Origin of the sequence: Rikenella microfusus DSM 15922, from assembly GCF_000427365.1 — a bacterium.
In the GTDB taxonomy this organism is placed as follows: Bacteria; Bacteroidota; Bacteroidia; order Bacteroidales; family Rikenellaceae; genus Rikenella; species Rikenella microfusus.
Window position 1 is genome coordinate 1862174 of sequence record NZ_KE386488.1, and the last position, 23743, is coordinate 1885916.

Annotated in this window: 16 protein-coding genes and 1 tRNA gene; 8 read left to right on the forward strand and 9 right to left on the reverse strand. The window is 59.5% G+C overall.

Going from position 1 to position 23743, the window contains the following annotated elements; all coding sequences use genetic code 11:
- Window positions 1–258 precede the first annotated feature (258 nt).
- A complete protein-coding gene (gene glpK, locus RIKMI_RS0108820; protein WP_027291316.1) occupies window positions 259–1770 on the reverse strand; it encodes a glycerol kinase GlpK in 1512 nt (503 codons plus the stop codon).
- 84 nt (window positions 1771–1854) lie between these two features.
- Window positions 1855–3420, reverse strand: coding sequence for a glycerol-3-phosphate dehydrogenase/oxidase (locus RIKMI_RS0108825; protein WP_027291317.1), 1566 nt, complete (start codon window positions 3418–3420; stop codon window positions 1855–1857).
- A gap of 95 nt (window positions 3421–3515) precedes the next feature.
- On the opposite strand from RIKMI_RS0108825, the gene RIKMI_RS0108830 reads away from it, so the two are divergent.
- From RIKMI_RS0108830 to RIKMI_RS0108855, 6 genes are all read left to right on the forward strand, one after another.
- Complete coding sequence (locus RIKMI_RS0108830) at window positions 3516–4529, forward strand: 4-phosphoerythronate dehydrogenase (RefSeq protein WP_027291318.1); 1014 nt, start codon at window positions 3516–3518, stop codon at window positions 4527–4529.
- Between the two features lie 84 nt (window positions 4530–4613).
- Entirely contained in the window at window positions 4614–5351 is a 738-nt protein-coding gene (locus tag RIKMI_RS0108835) for an MIP/aquaporin family protein (RefSeq protein WP_027291319.1), read from the forward strand.
- 31 nt (window positions 5352–5382) lie between these two features.
- Complete coding sequence (locus tag RIKMI_RS0108840) at window positions 5383–6555, forward strand: M20 metallopeptidase family protein (RefSeq protein WP_027291320.1); 1173 nt, start codon at window positions 5383–5385, stop codon at window positions 6553–6555.
- Between the two features lie 83 nt (window positions 6556–6638).
- Window positions 6639–7154 carry a SixA phosphatase family protein gene (locus tag RIKMI_RS13580; protein ID WP_051214448.1) on the forward strand — a complete coding sequence of 172 codons (516 nt, stop codon included), beginning with the start codon at window positions 6639–6641 and terminating at the stop codon, window positions 7152–7154.
- Window positions 7155–7965: 811 nt separating this feature from the next.
- On the forward strand, window positions 7966–9141 hold the full coding sequence (locus RIKMI_RS0108850; protein ID WP_027291321.1) for a glycosyltransferase family 4 protein: 1176 nt from the start codon (window positions 7966–7968) through the stop codon (window positions 9139–9141).
- Window positions 9142–9200: 59 nt separating this feature from the next.
- A complete protein-coding gene (locus RIKMI_RS0108855) occupies window positions 9201–10277 on the forward strand; it encodes an NADH:flavin oxidoreductase/NADH oxidase (protein ID WP_027291322.1) in 1077 nt (358 codons plus the stop codon).
- Window positions 10278–10898: 621 nt separating this feature from the next.
- Here RIKMI_RS0108855 and RIKMI_RS0108860 read toward each other — a convergent pair.
- Both RIKMI_RS0108860 and RIKMI_RS13585 read right to left on the reverse strand, forming a co-directional pair.
- The gene (locus RIKMI_RS0108860; protein WP_027291323.1) at window positions 10899–12332 is read right to left on the reverse strand and encodes a carbon starvation CstA family protein; all 1434 of its coding nucleotides are present in this window, start codon (window positions 12330–12332) and stop codon (window positions 10899–10901) included.
- A 633-nt stretch (window positions 12333–12965) separates the two neighbouring features.
- Entirely contained in the window at window positions 12966–13997 is a 1032-nt protein-coding gene (locus RIKMI_RS13585; protein WP_051214449.1) for a DUF1848 domain-containing protein, read from the reverse strand.
- Between the two features lie 86 nt (window positions 13998–14083).
- On the opposite strand from RIKMI_RS13585, the gene RIKMI_RS0108870 reads away from it, so the two are divergent.
- Window positions 14084–14950, forward strand: coding sequence for a nitroreductase family protein (locus RIKMI_RS0108870; RefSeq protein WP_027291324.1), 867 nt, complete (start codon window positions 14084–14086; stop codon window positions 14948–14950).
- 274 nt (window positions 14951–15224) lie between these two features.
- Here the strand turns inward: RIKMI_RS0108870 and RIKMI_RS13590 are convergent, their stop codons facing one another.
- The 3 genes from RIKMI_RS13590 to feoB all read right to left on the reverse strand — a co-directional run bounded on the left by RIKMI_RS13590 (window position 15225) and on the right by feoB (window position 19389).
- A complete protein-coding gene (locus RIKMI_RS13590) occupies window positions 15225–16337 on the reverse strand; it encodes a GTPase (RefSeq protein WP_037291769.1) in 1113 nt (370 codons plus the stop codon).
- A 334-nt stretch (window positions 16338–16671) separates the two neighbouring features.
- A complete protein-coding gene (locus tag RIKMI_RS14645; RefSeq protein WP_084135242.1) occupies window positions 16672–16857 on the reverse strand; it encodes a FeoB-associated Cys-rich membrane protein in 186 nt (61 codons plus the stop codon).
- Window positions 16858–16863: 6 nt separating this feature from the next.
- Entirely contained in the window at window positions 16864–19389 is a 2526-nt protein-coding gene (gene feoB / locus RIKMI_RS0108885) for a ferrous iron transport protein B (protein ID WP_027291325.1), read from the reverse strand.
- A gap of 273 nt (window positions 19390–19662) precedes the next feature.
- Between feoB and ppk1 the strand changes: the two genes are divergently transcribed.
- Window positions 19663–21723 carry a polyphosphate kinase 1 gene (ppk1, locus tag RIKMI_RS0108890; protein WP_027291326.1) on the forward strand — a complete coding sequence of 687 codons (2061 nt, stop codon included), beginning with the start codon at window positions 19663–19665 and terminating at the stop codon, window positions 21721–21723.
- A gap of 1117 nt (window positions 21724–22840) precedes the next feature.
- Here the strand turns inward: ppk1 and RIKMI_RS0108895 are convergent.
- Together RIKMI_RS0108895 and RIKMI_RS0108900 are read right to left on the reverse strand one after the other, a co-directional pair.
- Window positions 22841–23542, reverse strand: a complete 702-nt coding sequence (locus RIKMI_RS0108895) for an SMUG2 DNA glycosylase family protein (protein ID WP_027291327.1) — start codon at window positions 23540–23542, stop codon at window positions 22841–22843.
- A gap of 98 nt (window positions 23543–23640) precedes the next feature.
- Window positions 23641–23713 (reverse strand) — tRNA-Phe (locus RIKMI_RS0108900).
- Window positions 23714–23743 lie beyond the last annotated feature (30 nt).

Genomic DNA, 23743 nt, shown 5'->3' on the forward strand with positions numbered 1-23743 from the left:
GATAAATATATACGACTTTTACCCTACCCGATTACATACACTGATATACCAAATATAATAAATTACCAGGATGCGAGCTTCCCCGCGATCGGCGCCGCGCCGGACGGCATAAGGCGCGGAGCCGAAACGGAATTATCAGAAAGTTTGTGTAAAGTCGTATATAGTCCCTTTTATCGACTCATTTCGCAGCTTTTCCGGCGAACGCACTGTCTCTTTGGCGGGCCTGCCAGAGATAGTCCGGTGCGAGTACCGGATTCATTACGACTCTTCCACCCAGCCTTCGGAGCGTTTCACGGCCCGGTGCCAGTCGTGAAGCAGTTTTTCGGCCTTCTCTTCCGGAATCGACGGACCGAATGCCCGGTCCAGTTTCCATATTTTTTGCAGATCCGCGATGTTCCGCCAATACCCCACCGCCAGGCCGGCCAGGAACGCCGCTCCCATCGCCGTCGATTCCAGCACCACGGGGCGCAACACCTCGCCCCGGCAAATGTCCGCCTGGAACTGCATCAGAAAGTCGTTCGCTACCGCCCCACCGTCCACGCGCATCTCTTTCGACAAAACGCCCACGTCGCCGGCCATCGCTCCCATGATGTCGTACACCTCGTAAGCGACCCCTTCCAGCGCCGCCCGGGCCAGATGCGCAGCCGTCGTACCCCGTGTGATGCCGACGATCGTACCCCGCGCGTATTGGTCCCAGTACGGCGCTCCCAACCCCGTCAGGGCCGGTACGAAATATACCCCTCCGTTGTCCGGCACCGATACGGCCAGCTTCTCCGTTTCCGCTGACGATCCTACCACATGCAGCGCATCCCTGAGCCACTGGACGACCGCCCCGCCCACGAAAACGCTCCCCTCCAGCGCATAAGTCGCCCGTCCTGCGATTCGCCAGGCGACGGTCGTCAGCAGGTTGTTTTTCGAGACGACCGGTTTGTCCCCCGTATTGGTCATCATGAAACATCCCGTACCGTAAGTGGTCTTGACCATGCCCGGTTCCGTGCATAGCTGCCCGAACAGAGCCGCCTGCTGGTCGCCGGCGATGCCGGAGATCGGAATCTTGGTCGAAAAGAGCGTCGTGGCCGTATCGCAATAAATCTCGCTGCTGTCGCGGACCTCGGGCAGCATCGACTCCGGAATGTCGAACAGAGCCAGCAGCTCTTTGTCCCATTCCAGCGTATGGATGTTGAACAACATGGTGCGCGAGGCGTTGCTCGCGTCCGTGACATGTACCCGTCCGCGCGTGAATTTCCACACCAGCCAGCTGTCGACCGTTCCGAAACAGAGTTTTCCCTTCGCGGCCCGTTCGCGTGCTCCCTCCACGTTGTCCAGAATCCACTTGATTTTGGTAGCCGAAAAATAGGCATCGGGAATCAGTCCCGTTTTTTTTCGGATCGTTTCCGTTTTTCCGGCCTGTTTCAGCTGCTCGCAATAGGCCGCCGTACGGTGGTCCTGCCAGACGATGGCGTTGTAGATGGGGAGCGAAGTCTCGCGGTCCCAGACGATCGTGGTCTCGCGTTGGTTGGTGATGCCGATGCAGGCGATGTCCAGCCCCGTCAGGTCGGCTTTGGCCACCGCTTCGGCAGCTACCGACGACTGGGTGTACCAGATTTCGGACGGGTCGTGCTCGACCCAGCCCGGGCGCGGGAATAGCTGTTCGAAGGGTTTCTGCGCCGATGCGACCACGGTCCCGTCGTGGTTCAGAATAATAGCCCGGGACGAGGTGGTTCCCTGGTCGAGGGCGAGAACGTATTTGCGGGTGATTTCGGTTGTCATGATTCAAAGCGATTTAAATATGGAGCGGTCTTCGCGGAAGCCCGGACTGCGCCGGGCCTGTGCCGCAGGCCGCTCCCCGGTATGTTATTTCAGCAGATACCCCTCCGCCAGACGGGTGAACTCCCGTACCTGCTCCTGTTGCCAGCGTTCGTCGCGCCCCAGCTCCTGCGCCATGAGGCGGGCCGCCGCCGGAGCCATCGCGATCGCCGCCCGGGCATCCAACAACAACATCCTCAGCCGTCGTGCCAGCACGTCTTCGACCGTGTAGGCCATCTCTTCGTGTACGGCCCAGACTACTTCGGCCCCCGTGTACGGATAGTCCGGATGCAGCCTTTCGCCCAGATCGGGACGTTCCGCTTTGATCGCCAGCACTTTCTGCTCGTCCGACCCGTAAAAATAGAGCGGAGACCCGAAATCCGTCGGCTCATGATAGCCGTGAATCGGATAGTGCGCCGTTTCGCATCGGCGATCCGGCAGCAGATTCAGCCGGATCGCCCGGTCTATGGTATCCTCTGCCATTTTACGGTAAGTCGTCCATTTGCCGCCCGTGATCGTGACGAGTTTCGACGGCGATACGATGATTTTGTGGCTCCGCGAGATCTCTTTCGTGCTTTTGCCTTCCTCTTTCGGGGCCGCGAGCGGACGGAGGCCGGCGAATACCGACAGCACGTCGCTCCGCTTCGGTTTCCGAATCAGGTAACGTCCGGCCGTGTCGAGGATGAAGTTCACCTCTTCTTCCAGCGGACGGGGCTCCAGTTCCGGATGTTCGCGCAGCGTGTCGGTCGTTCCGACGATCACCTTGCCGTGCCACGGCACGGCGAACAGCACCCGCCCGTCGTCCGTTTTCGGAATCATGACGGCGCTCGTGCCGCCGAGGAACGAGCGGTCGAGCACCACGTGTATCCCCTGGCTCGGCCTGACCATCGGTTTGTCTTCCGGATTGTCCATCACGAGGATCGAATCCACGAAAACGCCCGTAGCGTTGATGACCGCCCCGGCCCGCACATCATAAGTCCTGTCCGTGAACCGGTCTTCGACCCGCACGCCGTTCACCGTACCGTCTGCCCCTTTGAGCAAGCCGGTAACCCGGGCGTAGTTCATCACCATGCCGCCCGCGTCCGTCGCGGTCTGCGCCAGATTCACCGCCAGCCGTGCGTCGTCGAACTGCCCGTCGTGGTACGACACCCCTCCCCGCAGCCCATCCGGTTTCAGAGTCGGAATCAGTTTCAGTACGGTCGATCTCTTTTTCGGCAGCGATTTGCCCAGCCCCAACCGTCCCGCCATCAGGTCGTAAACGGTCAGGCCGATCGTATAAAACGGCTTTTCCCACCAGCGGTAGCACGGGATGATAAAATCTTCGTTTTCGACCAGATGCGGCGCGTTCCGCCGCAACAGGCCTCGTTCGCGCAGGGCTTCGAACACCAGCCCCACGTCGCCCTGCGCCAGGTAACGTACCCCGCCGTGCACCAGTTTGGTACTCCGGCTCGATGTCCCTTTGGCGAAATCCTCCTGTTCGAAAAGCACGACGCTGTAACCGCGCGTGGCCGCATCCACTGCCACGCCGAGTCCCGTGGCTCCGCCGCCGATCACCGCGACGTCCCATATCCGTTCCCTGTCTTCCAGCGCCCGCACCGTATTGTCTCTGTTCATAATCATCCGTATTTTGATATGGACCGGGAATTGCAAAATCTGCGCCATAGGCGCCCGCGGGAGACCGAACCGGGAAAAGTAGTACATTTGGGAGTATGAAAATCGTAATCGACGATAAGATCCCTTTTATACGGGGCGTGTTCGAGCCGTACGCCGAGGTGGCGTACCGTCCCGGCGCAAAAATAGATGCCGCGGCCGCGAAGGACGCGGATATACTGGTGGTCCGTACCCGGACGCGATGCGACGCGGCGTTGCTCGCCGGCAGCCGGGTACGGCTGATCGCCACGGCTACCATCGGTTATGACCATATCGACACGGACTATTGCCGCAGCCGGGGAATCCGGGTCGCTACGGCGGCCGGATGCAACGCGCGGGGCGTGCTGCAATGGGTGTTCGCCGCTCTGCTGGCCCTGGGGGCGAGGCCGGAAGGCGCCACGCTGGGCATCGTCGGTGCGGGCAACGTGGGAACCGCCGTCCGCGAGGCGGCGGAGACGGTCGGTTTCGATGTCGTCTGCTGCGATCCTCCGCGCGTACGGCGTGCGGAACCGGGAACGGAACGTTTCGTAGCGCTGCCCGAACTTCTGAAACGGGCGGATGTCGTCACGATGCATGTCCTGCTGGACGATACGACGCGGGGAATGGCCTCCCGCGAATTCTTCGAGACCATGAAGCCGGGCGCGGTTTTCCTGAACAGTTCGCGGGGCGAGGCGGTGGACGACGCGGCGTTGAAGGAGGCGCTGCGCAGCGGCCGCGTGTCGCGCGCGGCGATCGACGTGTGGAACCGCGAGCCGCAGATCGACCGGGAGTTGTTGTCGGCGGCGGCGATAGCCACGCCGCACATCGCAGGCTATTCGTTGCAGGGCAAAGCGATGGGGACGGCGATGACGGTGCGTACGGTGGCATCGTTTTTGAATCTGCCCATATCCGGGGACTGGTATCCTGCCGGCTTGCCGGCACAGTGTCCCCGGACAGACCTGACCTGGGACGGAATCGCCGCCTGTATGCCGGATTATTACGATATAGGGACCGACGACGCGGCGTTGCGAGCAACGCCCGAACGGTTCGAGGAGCTGCGCGGCGATTACCGGTTCCGGAAAGAATTTTTTTAAGCCGGTATGCAGCCTGCGGCATCGGCCGTCCGCCCTTCCTGCCCGGAACAAACCATACCGCGCAACCCTGAAAAGACCGATGTCATGACACCTTTTGTCGCCGAGCTGCTCGGCACCCTGCTTATGATCCTGCTCGGCAACGGCGTCGTGGCCAATGTCGTGCTCGAACGCACCAAAGGCCGCGGCGGCGGATGGATCGTCATCACGACGGGCTGGGCGCTCGCCGTTTTCGTCGGCGTGGTCGTCGCCGGCCCTTTCAGCGGCGCGCACCTCAACCCTGCCGTAACGCTCGGATTCGCACTCACCGGCCAGTTCGCGTGGAGCGCCGTGCCCGGCTACGTCGCCGCCCAGCTGATCGGAGCGGCCGCCGGAGCCGCGCTCGTCTGGTTGTTCTACTACGCGCATCTGAAAGCAACGGAGGATCCGGCCTCGAAGCTGGACCTGTTTTGCACTTCGCCAGCCATCGCCGACCGGCGGTTCAATTTCGCGGGCGAAATGATCGCCACTTTCGTGCTGATCTTCTCCGTGTTTTACATCTCCGACGGCAATCTGACCCTTCCGGACGACGGTACGACATTACCGGTCGGCCTCGGCTCCGTGGGCGCGCTGCCCGTCGCTTTCATCGTGTGGGCGATCGGTCTTTCGTTGGGCGGTACCACCGGCTATGCCATCAATCCGGCCCGGGATCTGGCCCCGCGCGCGATGCACGCATTGCTGCCGATGGGGACGAAAGGGAGCAGCCGGTGGAGTTATGCGTGGATTCCCGTTCTGGGGCCGTTGTGCGGAGCGGCGGCAGCCGCACTGCTGTTTTCGGGAATCTGAACGGAGAAAAATACGTACCTTAGCGACACTTATGGACAACGGTATTTTTGAGGCCGCGCAAAGGCTCGCGGCACAAGTTACGCAGTGGAGGCGGGAGATACACCGGAACGCGGAGCTTTCGTTCGAGGAACACTGGACTTCGGCCCTGATCCGCCGGGTGCTGGACCAGTACGATATTCCGTATGAAGAGGTGGCCGGGACAGGCGTACTGGCCCGTATCGACGGCCGCACGGCCGATGCGCGGCATCCGGTCGTCCTGCGGGCCGACATGGACGCGCTGCCGATCGCCGAAGCGACGGGGTTGCCGTTCGCCTGCACGAACGGGGCGATGCATGCCTGCGGGCACGACATGCACACGGCCGCGCTGCTGGGTGCTTTAGTCTTACTGAACGAGCGCCGGGAGCGGTTCGAAGGAACGGTCCTGGGATTGTTCCAGCCGGGCGAGGAACTTTGGCCGGGGGGGGCCTCCCTGGTACTGAAGGAGGGGGTGTTCGACGGCATGGAGCCGCGGGCGTTCGTGGGCGGGCATGTGTCGCCGGAACTGGAAGTGGGGCGAATCGGGGTGCGGAGCGGTACTTTCATGGCTTCGACGGACGAGATCCATATCGTCGTGCATGGCCAGGGAGGACACGGCGCCCTGCCGCATCTGCTGAAAGACCCGGTGCTGGCCGCTTCGGCCATGATCGTGGCGATGCAGCAGATCGTCAGCCGCAACAATTACGCATTCACGCCGTCCGTGCTGTCCTTCGGGCGGGTGATCGCCGACGGAGCGACCAATATCATCCCGGACAAGGTGGAGATCGAAGGGACATTCCGCACGATGGACGAGGAGTGGAGGACGCAGGCGCACCGGCGCATCCGCGAGGTGGCGGAACATACGGCCGCCGCTTACGGTTGCACGGCGGAAGTCGATCTGCTGGTAGGCTATCCGTGCGTATTGAATAACGAAAGACTGACGGCCGTGGCGCGGGATGTTATCGGCGAAACTTTCGGAGAGGGCGCTTTCGCGGATATTCCGCGGCGTATGACGGCCGAAGATTTCGGTTCCTATTCGGTGCGCTATCCGTCGGTATTCTTCCGCTGGGGCGTGGAATGCGAAACGCCGCTCCACAATGCGGCGTTCGTGGCCGACGAACGCGCGATTCCCTACGGTGTGGCGATGCTGGCGGCCATGGCGCTGAAGATTTCTGACCCCAGGGCCTGACATTTTCCATTCGCCCGCCTCTCGGAACCGGAGCGGGCCGGACTTATTTTTCCGTTTTCCGATTATATACTTTGATATAGGTTATGAAAAGACTCTATATCGTCCGTCACGGCGCGGCCCAATCTTCTTTCGAGGCCGGCAGCGACTTCGCACGACGGCTCGTTCCCGCGGGGGAGGAGCGTGTCCGGGCCGTCGCGGAACATTTCGCGGCGTTGCCGGAGGTCGTCTTCCCGCAACGGATCGTTTCCAGCGCGGCGCCGCGGGCGGCGCAGACGGCCCGGATATGGGCCAGCGTGCTGGGTGTCGGAGCCGAGCGGTATGCGGAGACTGCGGAGTTGTATCGCGGAGGCCCTGCCGTTTATCTCGATACGATCGTCCGCTCTCTCCCGGACGAAGTCTCCTGCGCCATGGCGGTGGGCCATAATCCGGCGGTATCGGAACTGCTGGCGTCGCTGACGGGAGTCCCGGCGGGAGAATACCTGATGCGCAAGGGGGATGCGGCGTGCGTGGCGTTCGACCTGCCGGACGATGCCCGGTGGGAAGAGCTGTATGCGGCGGAAGGCGAAATGGAACGATACCTGATTGCCGCCTCGGTATAACCGCCCTTCCAGAACAGAGGAGGCGGAAGCACGAAAGTTTTTCGGCATATGCGACCTGCACGGATCCTTTCGGATCGGCATCTGATCGAATGCGATAAAACGAGCGTAGCGAAAATCGACATTCGTCGTCCACGCCGGTTCCGGTCTTTGCCTGCAAACTGCACAGTAGGTTCAATTGTATAGCTTTCTCCGACAGGCGTTTGTTTTTTCGCACGCTCATACCGCGGGGCACTCTTTTCTATACGTCTCATGCCGACGGGCACTTACTTTTTTGCACGACCAAAAAAGTAAGCAAAAAGTCGCCGGGAATGCGATTCCCCGCTCCCGACTCCCGTCGGATCGGAAAATCGCACATTCCCGGGTCGGTAACCTTTTCCCGATAAACGAGTATAGCGGTGAGCTGCGAATATACGATTAACAGTCCTGTTGTTTGCCGAGGGGCGCAGCCTGCGGGGACCGGGAACGAGCTGTGCGAGTGAGCGGGTCTCCGCTGCGGGAGGCTGCGGCCCGCGCGACCTGAAGGTCGCAAACATATCCCTATCATTTAACCGTACTTTTTTTCAAAACCGACACTGCCGGCAAATCCAGAGACCGTTCGCGGGCTGGGGTAAGCGGTAAAAGGAAAACGAGCGGCATACTGAGCCCCGAGACCTTTTACGGACATTGACGAGATAGCACGAAGAATCGACGCAATCTCCGGGCGCCATCGAATCCGTTCGAATGTCCGAGGCGCAAGGAGAAAACCCTCAGGCAACCCGGAGGCGAAACAAGCACCCGAACACAATGAAAAAGACCTATCTTTGCGAATGGGATGAAATTTCTGATCGTACATAACCGGTACAGCCGGTGCGGCGGCGAAGAAGGCGTCGTCGCCTTCCAACGGCACCTGCTCGAAAGCCGCGGACACAGCGTCGTGATGTACGAACGGTCCTACGACGAGATACGGAACTGGCGGTTCGGACGGTTCGCCTCGCTTTTTTCCGCCCTGTACAACCGCCGTTCCGTGCGCGAAATTCGGGAACTCGTCCGAAAAGAGCGGCCCGATACGGCGATCATCCACAATCTGTACCCCGTCATCTCCCCCGCCGTATTGCCCGTACTGAAAAAAAACGGCGTCCGCGTGCTGATGACCCTGCACAACTACCGGTTGGTATGTCCGACCGGCATATTCTACACGAATGGCGGCATCTGCGAGCGGTGCGGACAAAGCGCCGGGCGCGAATGGAACTGCTTCGCCCGCCGGTGCGAAGGAAGCCTTGCCGGAAGTTTCGGCTACGCTCTGCGCGGGTGGTGGAGCCGCACCGAAAGATATTTCCCGCATAACGTGGATCGGTTCCTCGCCCTCTCGGACTTTCAGCGCGACGTATTGAGCCGTTATACCGGCATCCCGGCCGACCGTTTCGCCGTGATCCCGAACTGTATCGACCCGGCATCGATGCCCCTGCCCGCGACCGGAACGTCCGGAGAATTACCCCTCCGATCCGGACGCTATATCGCCTATGCCGGGCGACTGAACCGGGAAAAAGGGACAGACCTGCTGTTCGAAGCGGCCCGCCTGCTGCCCGCCCTCGAATTCCGCGTGGCGGGGCAGCCGGCCGACGGATACCGGTTGCCGGAAATACCGGCAAACGTGCGGATGCTCGGCCAGTTAAACAAAGAGGAGTTGGCCGACCTTTACGCCGGAGCGCTGGCCGTAGCGGTGACGAGCCGGTGGTACGAAGGTTTCCCGTTGGCCGTGGTCGAAGCGATGTACTATGGCGCCCCGGTCGTCGTACCGGACCTGGCCGGGCTGCCTCAGATCGTGGATTACGGGAGGTGCGGAGCCGTTTATACGTCCGGATCGGCCTCTGCGCTGGCCGCCTGTCTTTCGCGGCTGGCCGACGAGCCGCGGCTGGCCGACGAACTGGGACGCTGCGGCCGGGAACGGGCAAGACGGCAATACAGTGCCGACATTTATTACCGGCTGTTGATCGAAAACGCCCGCTGATTCCCGTTGCGGCATGAAATGTGCAATCGGTAACGCATAGTTTATCAACCGAACGCATCATGCCGACCAAACTTTTTTCTCCGCTCGCATTGCGGGCCGTTACCCTCCGGAACCGGATCGCCGTATCCCCCATGTGCCAATACTCCGCCAAAAGCGGATATGCCAACGATTGGCATCTGGTGCACTACGGAAGCCGCGCCGTGGGCGGCGCGGGACTCGTCATCGTCGAAGCCGCGGCCGTACGGCCCGAAGGACGCATCACGCCCGACGATCTCGGCCTGTGGGACGACGCCCATATTCCGGCGCTGCGCCGCATCGCCTCTTTTATCGAAGCCCAGGGCTGTGCCGCGGGTATCCAGTTGGCCCATGCCGGCCGTAAAGGAAGCATCGCCTCCGAATGGAAAGGCGGCCGTTACTTGTCTGCACAGGACGGCGGTTGGCGTACCGTAGCTCCTTCGGCTATTCCGTTCAGCGACCATATGCCGGCTCCGAGGGCGCTGACCGCCCAGGAGGCGAAGCTGGTGGCCTGCGACTTCGCTGGCGCGGCCCGGCGTGCCGTCGAAGCCGGATTCCGGATCATCGAAATCCACGCGGCGCACGGCTATCTGCTCCACGAATTTCTTTCCCCTCTGTCGAACCGCCGCACAGACGAATACGGCGGCTGTTTCGAAAACCGCGCGCGGCTCGTGCTGGAAACAGTCCGGGCCGTACGCGAAGCCATTCCGGACTCGTTGCCGCTCTGTGTACGCATTTCGGCGACCGACTGGGCGGACGGAGGCTGGGACATCGGACAATCGGTCGAGCTGGCCGACTTGCTCAAACAATACGGCGTAGACCTGATCGACGTATCGGGCGGCGGATTGGTGCCGTATGCCAGAATTCCGTCCGGACCGGGCTATCAGGTATCTTTCGCGGCGCGTATCCGCCGCGAAACCGGCATGAAAACCGGGGCGGTAGGGTTGATTACGACAGCCGGACAGGCCGAGGAAATTCTCGAAGCGGATGCGGCGGACCTGATCCTGATGGGACGAGAATTCTTACGAGATCCTTATTTCCCGCTCCATGCCGCATCCGAACTGTATGAGGATATGAAATGGCCGGCACAATATGCCCGGGCGAAAACAAGCGGAAAATAACCGTGCGTCTGCGGTCTCTGCATCCCCTATGCCGCCGGACTCGCAACCGGATAGCGTAAAGGAGTGTCGGCTCGGTTTCGGGCAGCCGGGGATCGGTGCCCGACTGTCGGGAATCACGACGATAACCGCACAGGAAAGTACAGTCGGACGACCGGAAGACGGATACGACCGTTTGCCATACAAAACCGGTACGGCGGGATTCGAAAAGGTACGGTTAAAATATAAGTTTCCGTGTCAGCGGGCGGGCCGGAAGCCTTCCCACGGGAGGCCCGGTGTTGCTGGGCACTCCAGCCGGGCTATAACTACTCGTGGCCTCCCGTGCGCCCGACCCGAATGAAAAATAACCGTATGGTTTTATGTAAATTTCCCATTATCAGGCCGGAACCACCCCGGCGTAGGCCTGCAAACAGTCCACACTGGCTCCGGCCGATAGAATTAGCCATACGGTTAAACATAAATCTCCGCCCGACCGAAAGGTCGCAAAGTATATCCTTGCCATTTAACCGTACGATTAACATGCTTTACCCAAACGGTTTTAGATAAACGTATATGGTTATTTCCTAAAAGCGGTACGGGGCGGCCCTTTTCGGCCGCCCCGTACCGCTTTCATATCCTGCCGGCTCAGATCGCGATTCGCCCACGCCGCACCGAGCGCAGATACCACGCCATTACTCCCACGATCGCAGCTGTCAGGGCTGTTCCTACGGCCAGCCCGGTATAATACGGCAGATGCAGCCCCTCTTCGGCGATGAAGATATAAAACGATACGATGAAAGTCATAAACGCGGCCGGAAGGAAAGCGATGATCCAGCGTTGCCGCCGCACGCCCAGGTAAACCGTTACCGTCCACAGGCAAATCGCCGCCAGCACTTGGTTGGCCCATGCGAAATATTTCCAGATCACGTCGAACGGCATCAACGTAATCGCCACTCCAACCAGAAAGATCGGTACCGAGATATAGAGCCGTTTGCGGAGCTGTTTCTGCTCCATGTGAAGGAAATCCGCAGCGATGAGCCGCGCACAGCGGAACGCGGTGTCGCCGCTGGTGATCGGCGCGGCGACCACCCCCAGCAGGGCCAGGAAAGCGCCGGCTTTCCCCAACGTCGTGTTGGTGATGATATCGACCGCCCATGCGGCATTGTTACCGTGCTCGGCCAGAGCCGCGCTCAGGCCTTCCGTACCGTTCCAGAATGCCATTCCGATCGCTGCCCAGATCAGGGCGATGACGCCTTCCGAAATCATAGCGCCGAAAAAGACCGGACGCCCCTGCCTCTGGTTGGTGATGCACCGCGCCATCATCGGCGACTGCGTGGCGTGGAATCCCGATACCGCGCCGCAGGCGATGGTGATGAAAAGCGTGGGTACGATCGGCAGGCCCGCCGGGTTGGCCGTGAAATTGCCGAACGACGAGGCCGAAAGGTCCGGTATCCGGTACGGCCCGAAGATCAGCACGCCGAGGATACCGAAAGCCATGATGAACAACGCCGCCCCGAAGACCGGGTAGAAGCGGCCGATGATCTTGTCGATGGGCAGCAGGGTGGCGAGGACATAATAGACGAGGATGATCCAGACCCATACGGACTGCGTGAGGCCGGTGAATCCTTCGAGGATACCGGCCGGCCCTACCATAAAGACGGCTCCGACCAGTATCATCAGGAACAGGGTAAAGGCGCGCATCACCTGACGCACGGTCATGCCCATGTATTTGCCGACGATTTCCGGGAAGCTGAGACCGCCTTCCTTGAGCGAAATCATGCCGCTGGCGTAATCCTGCAAGGCTCCGATAAAGATCGAGCCGACGGTGATCCACACGAAAGCGACAGGGCCGTACATGGCCCCCAGCAATGCCCCGAAGATGGGACCGAGACCGGCGATGTTCAGCAGTTGGATCAAAAAGGTCTTCCAGACCGGAAGCGGCAGGTAATCGACGCCGTCGCGGAGGGTTTCGGAGGGGACTTCGGCCGCAGGATCCATCTCGAACCGGCGTTCGAGGTAACGGGCATAGGTGAAATAGGAGGCGATGAGCAATCCCAGGCAGATCAGGAAAGTAATCATGTTTTGTTTTCCGTTTGTAACGCTGCAAAGATACCGATTTCAGCGCCGTGATGTTCCGTACAGGCTCGTTTTCTGCAACCGGCGGGCCGGTGGCATGGTATTTGACTTATTATTCAGCCGAGGTATGAACCTATATAAATAATTATTCTTAAAAATATTCGTATGGGGTGCGGCGCTCCGCGTGCATGACTGTCCGGGTTTGCGGACGGTATGCCTGGCGGGGCGCCGTTTTTTCATGAGGTAAGCAGTTGACGGATCCCGGCGGTGATTCTTCGATCGGTCTGTCCGTTGTTCGGCGCGGGAGACCGCATGCCATGCGGATTGAAGGAGGCGGATATTCGGACCAGCCGGTACTGTACGGTAGTAAACCGTCTTAGCTTTTCCGCCTCTGACAGTTTTCAGCCGTCAAAGGCAACGCAAGCCGCGAGCTATTATCGTCCTCCGGCTATTCGTTTGTTGTATTAAGCGCGTATAGAAATCATTATGGTATGCGGATGATTTCAGGTAAAGTCGCAGAGAGTTCCGGCGGTCTCAAGCATCCCGGCCAATACGATGAACCGTGAGGTTTAATGATCGGGCAATAATTTGCGACTTTCCGGATAAAACGAGACGAAGCCGTATAATTCTTTCAATTTACATGATCGTCTTTATTGAACGCCCGGGCAGCACATCCTGCAAAGCCTCCGGCCGGTACCCCTCCGAACGGAGACCGCAACGTCCCGGCCGCCCGCTTCGGCGGGCCGCATAGCAATAGAGACAACCGTGCCGGCACGTGCCGTAGGCGCCGATGTCTTTGCTTCGTATGCAACCGCACCATTCGCGCTGGCCCTTGTCCCGGTTCGGGTTCGGGCGGGACGCCGACGCAGAACGATACCGCTCCGGCCAGCCGAGGAAACGCATCAGCGTTTCGTCCTGCGGGAACAGCCGGATCATCAGTTCGTCGTCGATACAGCGGTTGCGGCCGATCCCGAACGGAGAGAGGTCTATCCGTTCTCCGCACGTAGACAATTCGAAGCCCCACGAACGGTTCAGGGCGGCCAGTTCGCTGGCGAAAAGGCGCATCTCCGCCTCGTCGAATTCCCGCCAGCCGCCGCGCGTCCCCGACAACCGGGCCTTCACGCCGCGGTAAGCGGCGATGTCCGCAAAACTGAACACCAGCTTTTCCGTATACCCTTTCAAGCGGTCGCCGATCGCCGAAATCTTTTCCAGCAAGTCCGTTACCCCCGTCCGGTCGGACAGGATCAGCGGATCGAAACGCCAGATTACCCGGCTGTTCCCCAGCCGATCGGCCAGCCGACGGAAAACATCCATGCGTCGGGAGAGTGCCGGTACGCCGGGTTCCAATTCCTCTCGTTCGTAATCGTTCAGCGTGAACTGGATGTAGCTGTGGATATGCCGTTCGTCCAGCTGCGGCAGACAGTCGAGCAGCGGTTCCGGATTTTTCGACCAAAAGACGATTAACCGAGTCTTGCAGTAAGACACATAAGTCCGTTTTCCGTTGAACGGATTTATCCACGCGGAATAACCGGCCCGCAGCCGTCCGAAAAACCAGTCGGCGTAAAAAGCCGGAATGTCCGTAGCGCGACTGGCCGATACGATCACCGGAGCCGATGCCGCCGCAGGTTCTCCGTTATCCCTCGTTATGTCCGTCGTTTCCCATATCATAACCGCAAGTTAGGCATTTCCCGGATACCAACCGGCCCTCGTCATCCGTTATTTGATTATCTTTACCGACCCACAAAAACATGTCTATGGAGATCATTCTCGATATCAACGAAGTCAGCTGCGTTCGCTGCGGCCGTTGCGTGGCTGTCTGCCCGTCCCGTATTTTCACTCAGTCCGAACCCCGCGGGGCGGTCGGGACGCAGCACACGGCGAATTGCATCGTCTGCGGGCACTGCGTGGCGGCTTGCCCGACCGCTTCGGTGCGCCATTCGGCTTTCCCGGCCGGGACGGTGCATCCGATCGAAAGAGGAACGCTTCCCTCGCCGGAACAGGTGATGTTGCTGTGCAAGGCGCGGCGTTCGAACAGGGCTTTCGTCAAGGAACCCGTGCCCCGCGAGAAGCTGGAGCAGATCGTCGAAGCGGCCCACCGTGCGCCTACGGCCAGCAACATGCAGCAGGTGGCTTTCACGGTGGTGACCGATCCCGAGAAACTGCGGCGGATCACCAACCTGACGCTCGACATCTACGACAGCGTACTGCGCAAATTGGAGAATCCGTTGCTCAGACCGCTCCTGAAACGGCTGTTGCCGCAAGTCTATCGCTATCTGCCGACGTTCCACCGCCTGCTCGATGAGCAGGCCAAAGGCAACGATCTGGTTCTGCGGGGGGCTGCCGCCGTGTTGTTCATCCACACGCCGCCCGAAGTGCGGTTCGGAAAGGCGGATGCCAACCTCGCTTACGAAAACGGGTCGCTGATGGCCGAAAGTCTCGGTATCGCCCAATTCTATACGGGGTTCGTCTGCTCGGCCGTCGAACAGGACCGCAAAGGGAAATTCGATGCCTTGCTGGAGCTGAAAGGACGTAAAATACAGGCCGGGATGGCGTTGGGCGTGCCGGCTTTCCGGTTCTCGAATTACATCGACAAAAAGCCGCTCGAGGTGACCTGGCTGTAACTGTCCGGCTTTTCCGGCCGTTTTACGGACGGGGGAGTCCGGATAGAGGGCAATCGATCGGCGTGTGCGGGCTAAAAAGGATCGGCCGGCGAACGGAGTGATAGGTGCTGAGAAACCGATGATTTTACCGAGTCCCGATTATATTTTGATATATTGAACGTGTTCGGCAGCGATTGCCCCGACCGGCTCTGACCGGACGGTTTCCGGCCGTCGGAGAGGGCGATGCGAGCCGAAAGCGCAGGTGGTGTAAAAGAAATACAAAGTATATATAACTCTACCCTCGTACTTGCAATTTCCGTATCAGCATGCCGTAATTGGTAATCGGCACCCCGCTCCGCCGGGCCGCATGGATACGGGACTGGATCATCCGCCGTGTCGATACGCACCCGCCGCACTGTACCGCCAGCGCGAAATAGCCGGGCACCGCGTACAACTCGGCCGGGAGCGGATCGCGACCGCTGACGAACGTGAACCGCAGGTCGCCGACACCCGTATATTCCCGCAGCCAACCGGGTATTTTGGCGCGTCCGATGTCGTCGCATGTCGCCTGATGCGAACAGTTTTCGATAATCAACACCCGGTCGCCGGGTTTCAGAACGTCCACCGCTTTCAGCCCTTCCGTATAAACCGCCTTGTCCCCTTTCTGTTCCGCCAGCAGGACGCTGAACGAGGTAACCTCCGTCCGGGGACGGTGTTTCCCGACCATGGCGACGACTTCCCTGAACGCCTGGCTGTCGGTTACGACTAAGCGGGGGGCGTACATCTCCAGCGCCTCCGGCAACTGCGGGGGCTGTACCGTTACCGCTACCGCTCTTGCGTCCAGCGCCGCCCGGAGCGCCTGTACCTGGGGAAGGATCAGACGGCCGGCCGGAGCCGCGCTGTCGATCGGGCAGACGAAAACGAGCACGTCTCCTGCGGCGATCGGACGTTCTCCGAAAAACGGGGGAACCGACTGCGACGATTCCGGCATACTTTCCCGCACCCGTCGCAGGATTTCGTCCGTCGAGAGGTTCGCCGCCCGTTCAGGCAGCACCAACGCCGGGACATCGTTCGCCCGGACGGTATCCAACAGGTGCCTTTCCGCCGGGGAAGGTTCGCTGCCGACCAGCAATACGATCGCCAGATCGACTTCGGTCAGCGTCTGCCAGGTTTTTCGCACCCGGAGCCGCCCCAGTTCCGAGGCCGTATCGTCGATTCCCGCGGTATCGATAAAGACTACCGGGCCGTAACCTGCGATCTCGAACGACCGCCTCACCGGATCGGCGGTCGTGCCCGCCTGGGGCGACACGATCGCGCTCTGTTGTCCGGTCAGGCGGTTCAGCAGAGTACTTTTGCCGGCATTGGCCACTCCGTAGATGCCGATATGCGGCGACGATTCCTTTCCCATATCACTTTTTCAGGTAACTATACGATTTTATCCCGTTTTATCCGGGGAGTCGGTACCGCCCGGTAACGAACCTGAGCGGAATCGACCTGTGCCCTGCGCGGGCAATATCCGTAAGGAAAACAGCGGGGCATTCGCGATGCCAACAAACCTGTACCCGGATATTTGCCCCCATACATCCCCGGAGGATAACGGAGGCTTCGGATCGGCACGACCGCAGGCCGGATACTCCCGATACCGCATCGGAAACGACAGCGGCCCGACACCGAAAACCGCAGAAGACCGGCCCTGTAAAGAGGACTGGTCCGACAAACAGCAACGGCAATGCTCCGAAAAACTATTTCCCTCTCTTTCCGAGGTTGTCCGACGGACAGCCGCAACAACCGCTTCCCCGCCGTCCCGAACCGTCGGAACAGCCGCAACCGCAGCCGCCCCGGCGTCCTCGCGCCCGCCGCACGATCCGCCATACAACCACCGCGACGCACACGGCAACGATAATCAATACGAGCGTATCCTGATTCATAAGTCGCTATCCTCCGAAAACGCGCGATCCGATCTGGTAGATCGCGCAGGAAACCACCCAGGCCAGACCCGTGGTATAAAACATCGTGAATACCGCCCACTTCCATCCCGCCTCCTTGCGGATCGCCGCGATCGCGGCGATACACGGGAAATAGAGCAGGATGAAGATCATCATCCCGTAAGCCACCAGCGGCGTATAGACAGGCTCCCCGGCTTTCGGGCCCGACGCGTAACGCTGCGATTGCAGGCTGCGTACCAACATACCGTCCACCTCTTCGTCATCGCCGCCCGTATCGTCCGATACCGCCGCTTCTTTCGTTAAAGCCGCCCCTCCGGGACCGTCGGCCGTCGCAGCGGAATCCGCCGAGACCTCGGCAACCGGATTGTTCAGCACAGCCATGGTACTCACCACGATCTCTTTCGCCGCCAGACCGCTCAGCAGGCTTACTCCGATCTTCCAGTCGAATCCCAACGGCCGGATCGCCGGTTCGATAGCATGCCCCAGCCGTCCGATATACGAATTTTCGGCCTGCCATTCCGCCGCTGCTTCCGGCGAAGAGGCCATCGCCGCCTGCTGCGCTTCGCTCGGCCGCGGATAGTGGCCCAACGCCCAAATCAGGATCGACGCTACCAGGATCACCGTCCCCATCTTACGCAGGTATTGCGAACCTTTGCTCCACATGTGCCGCACCACGCTGCGCCCGGTCGGTATGCGGTAAGGCGGCAGCTCCATGACGAACGGCGCCTCCTCCTTGTGGAACAGGATTCGTTTGAGCGCCAACGACGACAGCACGGCGACCAGGATGCCGATCACGTAAACCGACATCAGCACCAGCCCCTGCCCGTCCGGGAAAAAGGCCGAAATCAGCAGCACATAGACCGGCAAACGCGCCGAGCACGACATGAACGGCATAATCAGCATGGTCAGTATCCGGTCTTTGCGGCTTTCGAGCGTCCGCGTGGCCATGATGGCCGGCACGTTGCATCCGAACCCCATCAGCAGCGGGATGAACGACTTGCCGTGCAGCCCGATACGGTGCATGAAGCGGTCCATCAGGAACGCCGTACGGGCCATATAACCGGTATCCTCCATCAACGAGATGAAGAAGAAAAGAATCAGTATCTGGGGCAGGAAGACGATCACGCCGCCTACGCCGCTGATGACCCCGTCCACCAGCAGGTCGCGCAGCGACCCGTCGGGCATGGCCTCCGAAACCCATTCGCCGAGCCATTCGACGCCGTTTTCGATCCACCCCATCGGAATCTCGCCCAACGAAAAAGTAATCTGGAACATCGCCCACATCAGCAGCAGGAAGATCGGGAATCCCCATATTTTATGGGTCATGATGCGGTCGATGCGGGCGGCCTTGCGGTTCTTGTCGGCCGTGCCCGGCGTAAAGGTCTCGCTCAGCGCCCCGGCGATAAAACCGTACCGGGCATTGGCGATCACCGTTTCCGCCCGGTCGTTGTAGAATTTCTCCAGCCGCGCCGTTTCATGGGCGACCGTCTCTTCGATCTTTCCGAAATTGGCAGTTCCCTCTAGCAACCGGAGCGTATCCCGGTCGCCTTCGAGCAACTTGATGGCCAGGTAGCGCGACGAATAGTGCGCCACGATGTCGCAGTCCTGCCAGATCAGGTTCTGGAGCGTGGAGATACTTCGTTCGATGTCTTCCCCGTAATTGATATGGATGTGGCGTACCGTCGGTTCGTTGTCTTCGAACACCGCTATCACGCGGTCGAACAACCCGTCGATCCCTTCGCCTTTGGAAGCGACGGTCGGCACGATCGGAATCCCGATCATGCGTCCCAGCGCTTCGTAGTCGAACTTCGCGCCGCTGGCCGTCAGTTCGTCGTACATGTTCAGGGCGATCACCACTTTCAGGTTCATGTCGATCAGCTGGGTGGTCAGGAACAGGTTGCGTTCGAGGTTCGAGGCGTCCACCACATTGACCACCACGTCCGGCATCTGTTCCAGGATATGCCGCCTCACGTACAGCTCCTCCGGCGTATATTCCGTGATCGAATAGGTGCCCGGCAGGTCGGCCAGCCGCAGGGTATAACCGCCACGGTGCGCCGTGGCCTCTTTGGCCTCGACCGTGACTCCGCTGTAGTTGCCCACCCGCTCGTGCGAACCGCTGGCGAGGTTGAACAGCGACGTTTTGCCGCAGTTGGGATTCCCCACCAGCGCCACGTTGATCGTTCTTCCGGCTTCGTGTCGGAACCGGTTGGCCGTCTCGTCTTCCCGGATCACCTGTACCGGCGGACGGGCGGCAGTTTCGTCCGTACCCCGGTCTTCCGTCACTTCGATCAGTTCCGCTTCGCTGCGCCGCAGGGCGATATGGTACCCCATGATTTCATACTCGACGGGATCCAGAAACGGAGCGTTTTTAATCACCGTCACCCGTTTGCCGCGGATGAATCCCATCTCCGTAATACGTTTACGGAACGACCCGTGGCCGAGCACTTTCGTGATGACGCCGCTCTCGGCGGTAGATAATTCCGACAAGCGTCGGCATGTATTCTCGTTTTCCATAATCATCGTTAGCGGAGGACAAAGATAATGAAAGCCGGGTGCAACGGCATTCCCCGCCGTCGGCAGCAACCGCGGATCATCGCCCTCGACGTGCAAAGTTAGCGGTTTCCGTCCGTCTGCTCTATCCCTCTTTATGGGGATAAGCCGGATTCCGCCTCCCCATTATTGGGGAATATTGGCCAGACGTAGATATAACAATTCTTTAACACCGTCTCCTGTTTGGCGGCTTTTTTGTACCTTACCTTTGTCGGAAGAAACGAAAACGGATTCATTATGCTGTACAACAGGGAATTAAGCTGGATTTCCTTCAACGAACGCGTCATGCAGGAAGCGCAGGACCGCAGCGTACCGCTGCTCCAGCGGCTGCGGTTTCTGGGTATCTATTCCAACAATCAGGACGAGTTTTTCAAAGTGCGCGTGGCCAACCTCGAACGGATGATGCTACTGCGCGGAGCGCGCACCAAAGAGATGCAGGGCGGCGACACGCTGGAAACCCTGCTGGGCAGGATATACGACCGCCTCAACGGATTGCAGCGCACGTTCGAACAAACCTACCGGGAGATTCTCGCCGAGATGGAAAGCCACGGGATATTCATCGTGGACGAAACGAAGCTCACCGACCGCCAGGCGGCTTTCTGCCGGGACTATTTCGCCGACCGGATCAGCCCGTTGCTGGTACCCCTTCTGGTACGCAAAAGCACGAAACTGCCTTTCCTGCGCGACGGCCGCATTTACCATGCCGTCCGGATGACCGGTCCCGGTCCCAAACAGACGGTGCGTTACGCGGTCGTCGAGATTCCGGGCACGGCCACGCTGCCGCGTTTCATCGTGCTACCGCCCTCGGCGGAGGGGCGGACGGAAATCATCTTCGTGGACGACATCATCCGCCTGTGTCTGGACGAAGTGTTCTTCATGTTCGATTACGACCGGATCGAAGCCTACGCGTTCAAGTTCATGCGCGATGCGGAGATGTCGCTGGACGACGACGTGAATAAAAGCATCGTCGAAAAGATGGAACAGGGGATCGACAAACGCAAGCACGGCCGGCCGGTACGCATGGTGTACGACAAGAAGATGCCGGCCGACCTGCTGGAGACCCTCACGGCCAAACTGGGCCTCAAAGCCGGCGACAATGTCAGCCCCGGCGGACGGTACCACCTGATGCGCGACCTGATGAAATTCCCGAAGGTCGCGCCGGAGCTGGAGTACCGCAACCCGGTACCGCTGCGGCATCCGGCCATCCGGCCCTTTTCGAGCATCATCGACGTGATCCGCCGGCAGGACATCCTGCTCAATTACCCCTACTATACGTTCAACCATTTCATCGACTTCCTGCGCGAGGCGGCGATGGACCCAAAAACGACGGGTATCAGCATGACACTTTACCGCACGGCCGACCGCTCGAAGATCATCCGGGCGCTTATCAACGCGGCGAAGAACGGCAAGAAGGTCGTCGTTTTCATGGAGCTGCTGGCGCGTTTCGACGAAGAACGCAACATCGAGAACGCGGAGACGCTCCGGCAGGCCGGAATCAAGGTGATCTACGGTATCGAGGGGCTGAAAGTGCATAGCAAACTGGTATTGGTAGAGCGACGCGAAGGATCGAAGATCAAGGGATACGTGCACGTGGGTACCGGCAATTTCAACGAAGACACGGCGGGCGTTTACAGCGACTTTTCGCTTTTTACGGCCAACCCGCAGATCGCGGAAGACGCGCGGCAGGTATTCGAATTCCTGCAAACGAGCTACAAGCATATGGATACGCGGCAACTGCTCGTATCGCCGTTCAACATGCGCAAAAGTTTCGAGGAGCTGATCGACGCGGAGATCGACAACGCCCGCCGGAAGAAAAAGGCGTATATCTATGCGAAATGCAACAGCCTGACGGACGAGAAGATCATCCAGCGGCTCTACAAGGCGAGCGCGGCGGGTGTCAAGGTGCGGCTCGTTATCCGGGGGGCGTGCTGTCTGATGCCGGGCGTGGAGGAGATCAGCGAAAATATCCGGGGAATCAGCATTGTGGACAAATATCTGGAACATGCGCGGCTTTTCATCTTCTGCAACGGAGGCAAGGAAAAAGTCTTTATCGGCAGCGCGGACTGGATGACGCGGAACCTGAACCGGCGGGTGGAGGTGATCGTTCCGATTTTGGACAAGCAAATACAGGCCGTACTGAAAAAGGTCTTTTCGATCCAGTGGCACGATAATGTGAAGGCGCGCGATTTGCAGGATCCGCTGTCGAACCGTTACCGGGGCGACGGAGAGGAAATTCCGGTTGCGGAACGTGTCCGTTCGCAGGTCGCCCTGTACGATTATTACGCTTCGCTGGAATGATTCCGGAGGTAAGCATATACGGATATTATCGCAAGACGGACGGTCTCCCGATCGGCTTTGCGATACCGTAGGGCGCCATGTCCCGGAATATTGGCCATTCCCAGGAGGGGCGCAGGTCGCTCTTGGGGTTTCTGCATAAAACATCGTGTTTTTTATTCGCAGGCTACATCGCGGAACCAGCGAGGGCAGGGGAGGAGCACAGTCCGGTTCGAGTGCCGGGCGGCACCGGCCTCCCGTGGGGGAGGCGTCCGGCCCGCCCGCTAATGCGGAAACTTATATTTTAACTGTATGGTTAATCGCCATGTTCTCCTTAGTCAGTCCGGAGCCACCCCCGGCGTAGGGCTGCAACCTACGGTTTTGCCCTCGCTGGCTCCAGGCTTTAGTCTGCAAATTAACCGTACCGTTTTTTATTCATGCGATTCTTCCGAATCGCCGGCTTTCGCGCCCAAGCCGCTTTTGCGGCTTCGGGGGGTGGGCGTAAAGCCGAATGGGCAAAATGGTTTAACCGTAGGATTAATTGTATGTCTTTCGCTGACGGGCGTTTATTTTTTTTCTTCACCCGCTCATGCCGCGGGGACACCGGCTGTGCCGCACGCCTCATGCCGGCGGGGCACTTACTTTTTTACCTACGGTTTGCCTGTGGCTTCCTCGCGCTGCCTCGCCATAGTCCGTAAACGGCCTCTGGCCTCGGTACGCTGCTCGGTTCCTCCTGGCGCCTCAGCCATTCGTGCAAGCCCGATGGCTCTCGGCTGCTGCGTCGGTTGCGCGACCAAAAAAGTAAGCAAAAAAATCGCACATTCCCGGGTCGGCAGCCTCTGTCCGTACTTCGACACCAATGTAAAAAACCGGGAATACTTTGTAAACCTACAGTTATCCGACTGCCTGCGCGTATGTTTTCCTGGTCCGAAGCCAGCGAAAGCGAGCAGTTACGGTTTGGATCGTATGCCGGTCGGCACTAAACCTCCACTGCGGGAGGCTGCGGGCTACCCGCTGATGCGGAAACTCATGTTTAGCCATACAATCAAAATCGACATGGCGTCCCGCTCGGATTCGGAGGGCTGTTCAAGAGATTTTTCCGGTTTTGGGCAATACTTACTTATGATTGCCTGCGGCTTTTTCAGATCTGTTCCGGGCCGCCCAGTGCACGGATATATTTGTCGATATACTCCCGTTTCTCTTTGGACTTATACTGTTCGATATACCTCGGATGTTCCAATACGGTCAGGCGGCCGAACAGTCCGGCTTTGCGGTTCATCCGGTCGATGCAATCCGCATTTTTCCGGCCGAGGACGAAAACTTCGGAGGTATCCAAACCGAAACCGACCTGTTCCCGCAACGAAGCGATCATGAAATTTTCCGTCGCCCGGAACAGATCTGACGTATCGTAATAATTGGCGTTCAGTCGCTTGCCATCCGCGGTTTCCCGGACGATCGCCAGCGGGAAAGGCGAATTGATGTAAAAATTCCGGTAAAAAATCTCGGCCCCGCCATATGCGGCGATCATGTCGTAGATGAAAACGGACGACACTTCGTGGGAACGCTCCGATTCCATACGAATGCCGCAGACGCTTTCCAGCCGTTTGGTGTCGGTGAACGGGATCCCGGTCACGCCGGCTCCGTGCCGGCCGGGGTTGATTCCGACGATGAAGCGGCGCGGTTGCGCATCGTCGTAATATTTTCGGTAGAATCTTTCCATAGCCTGTACTGTCTCCGGATTTTCGCGAAACGGGTTTACGACCCGGAATCCTGCCGGAAGACCGTCCGGATAATCCAGACTGCGGTTGAATGCGATGATGCGGTCGGCGAATGTTCGTGCCATCGGTCAGACTTTGTGCGGATTTCCGGACAAGATACGGAACCCGGCGCATTACCCGAAAAAAAAGACCCTTGATATTCAAGGGTCTTTTTTCCGAAAAGTGGTGCCACCGGGAATCGAACCAGGGACACAAGGATTTTCAGTCCTTTGCTCTACCAACTGAGCTATGGCACCGTCGTTTTTCGATTGCAGTGCAAAGGTAGG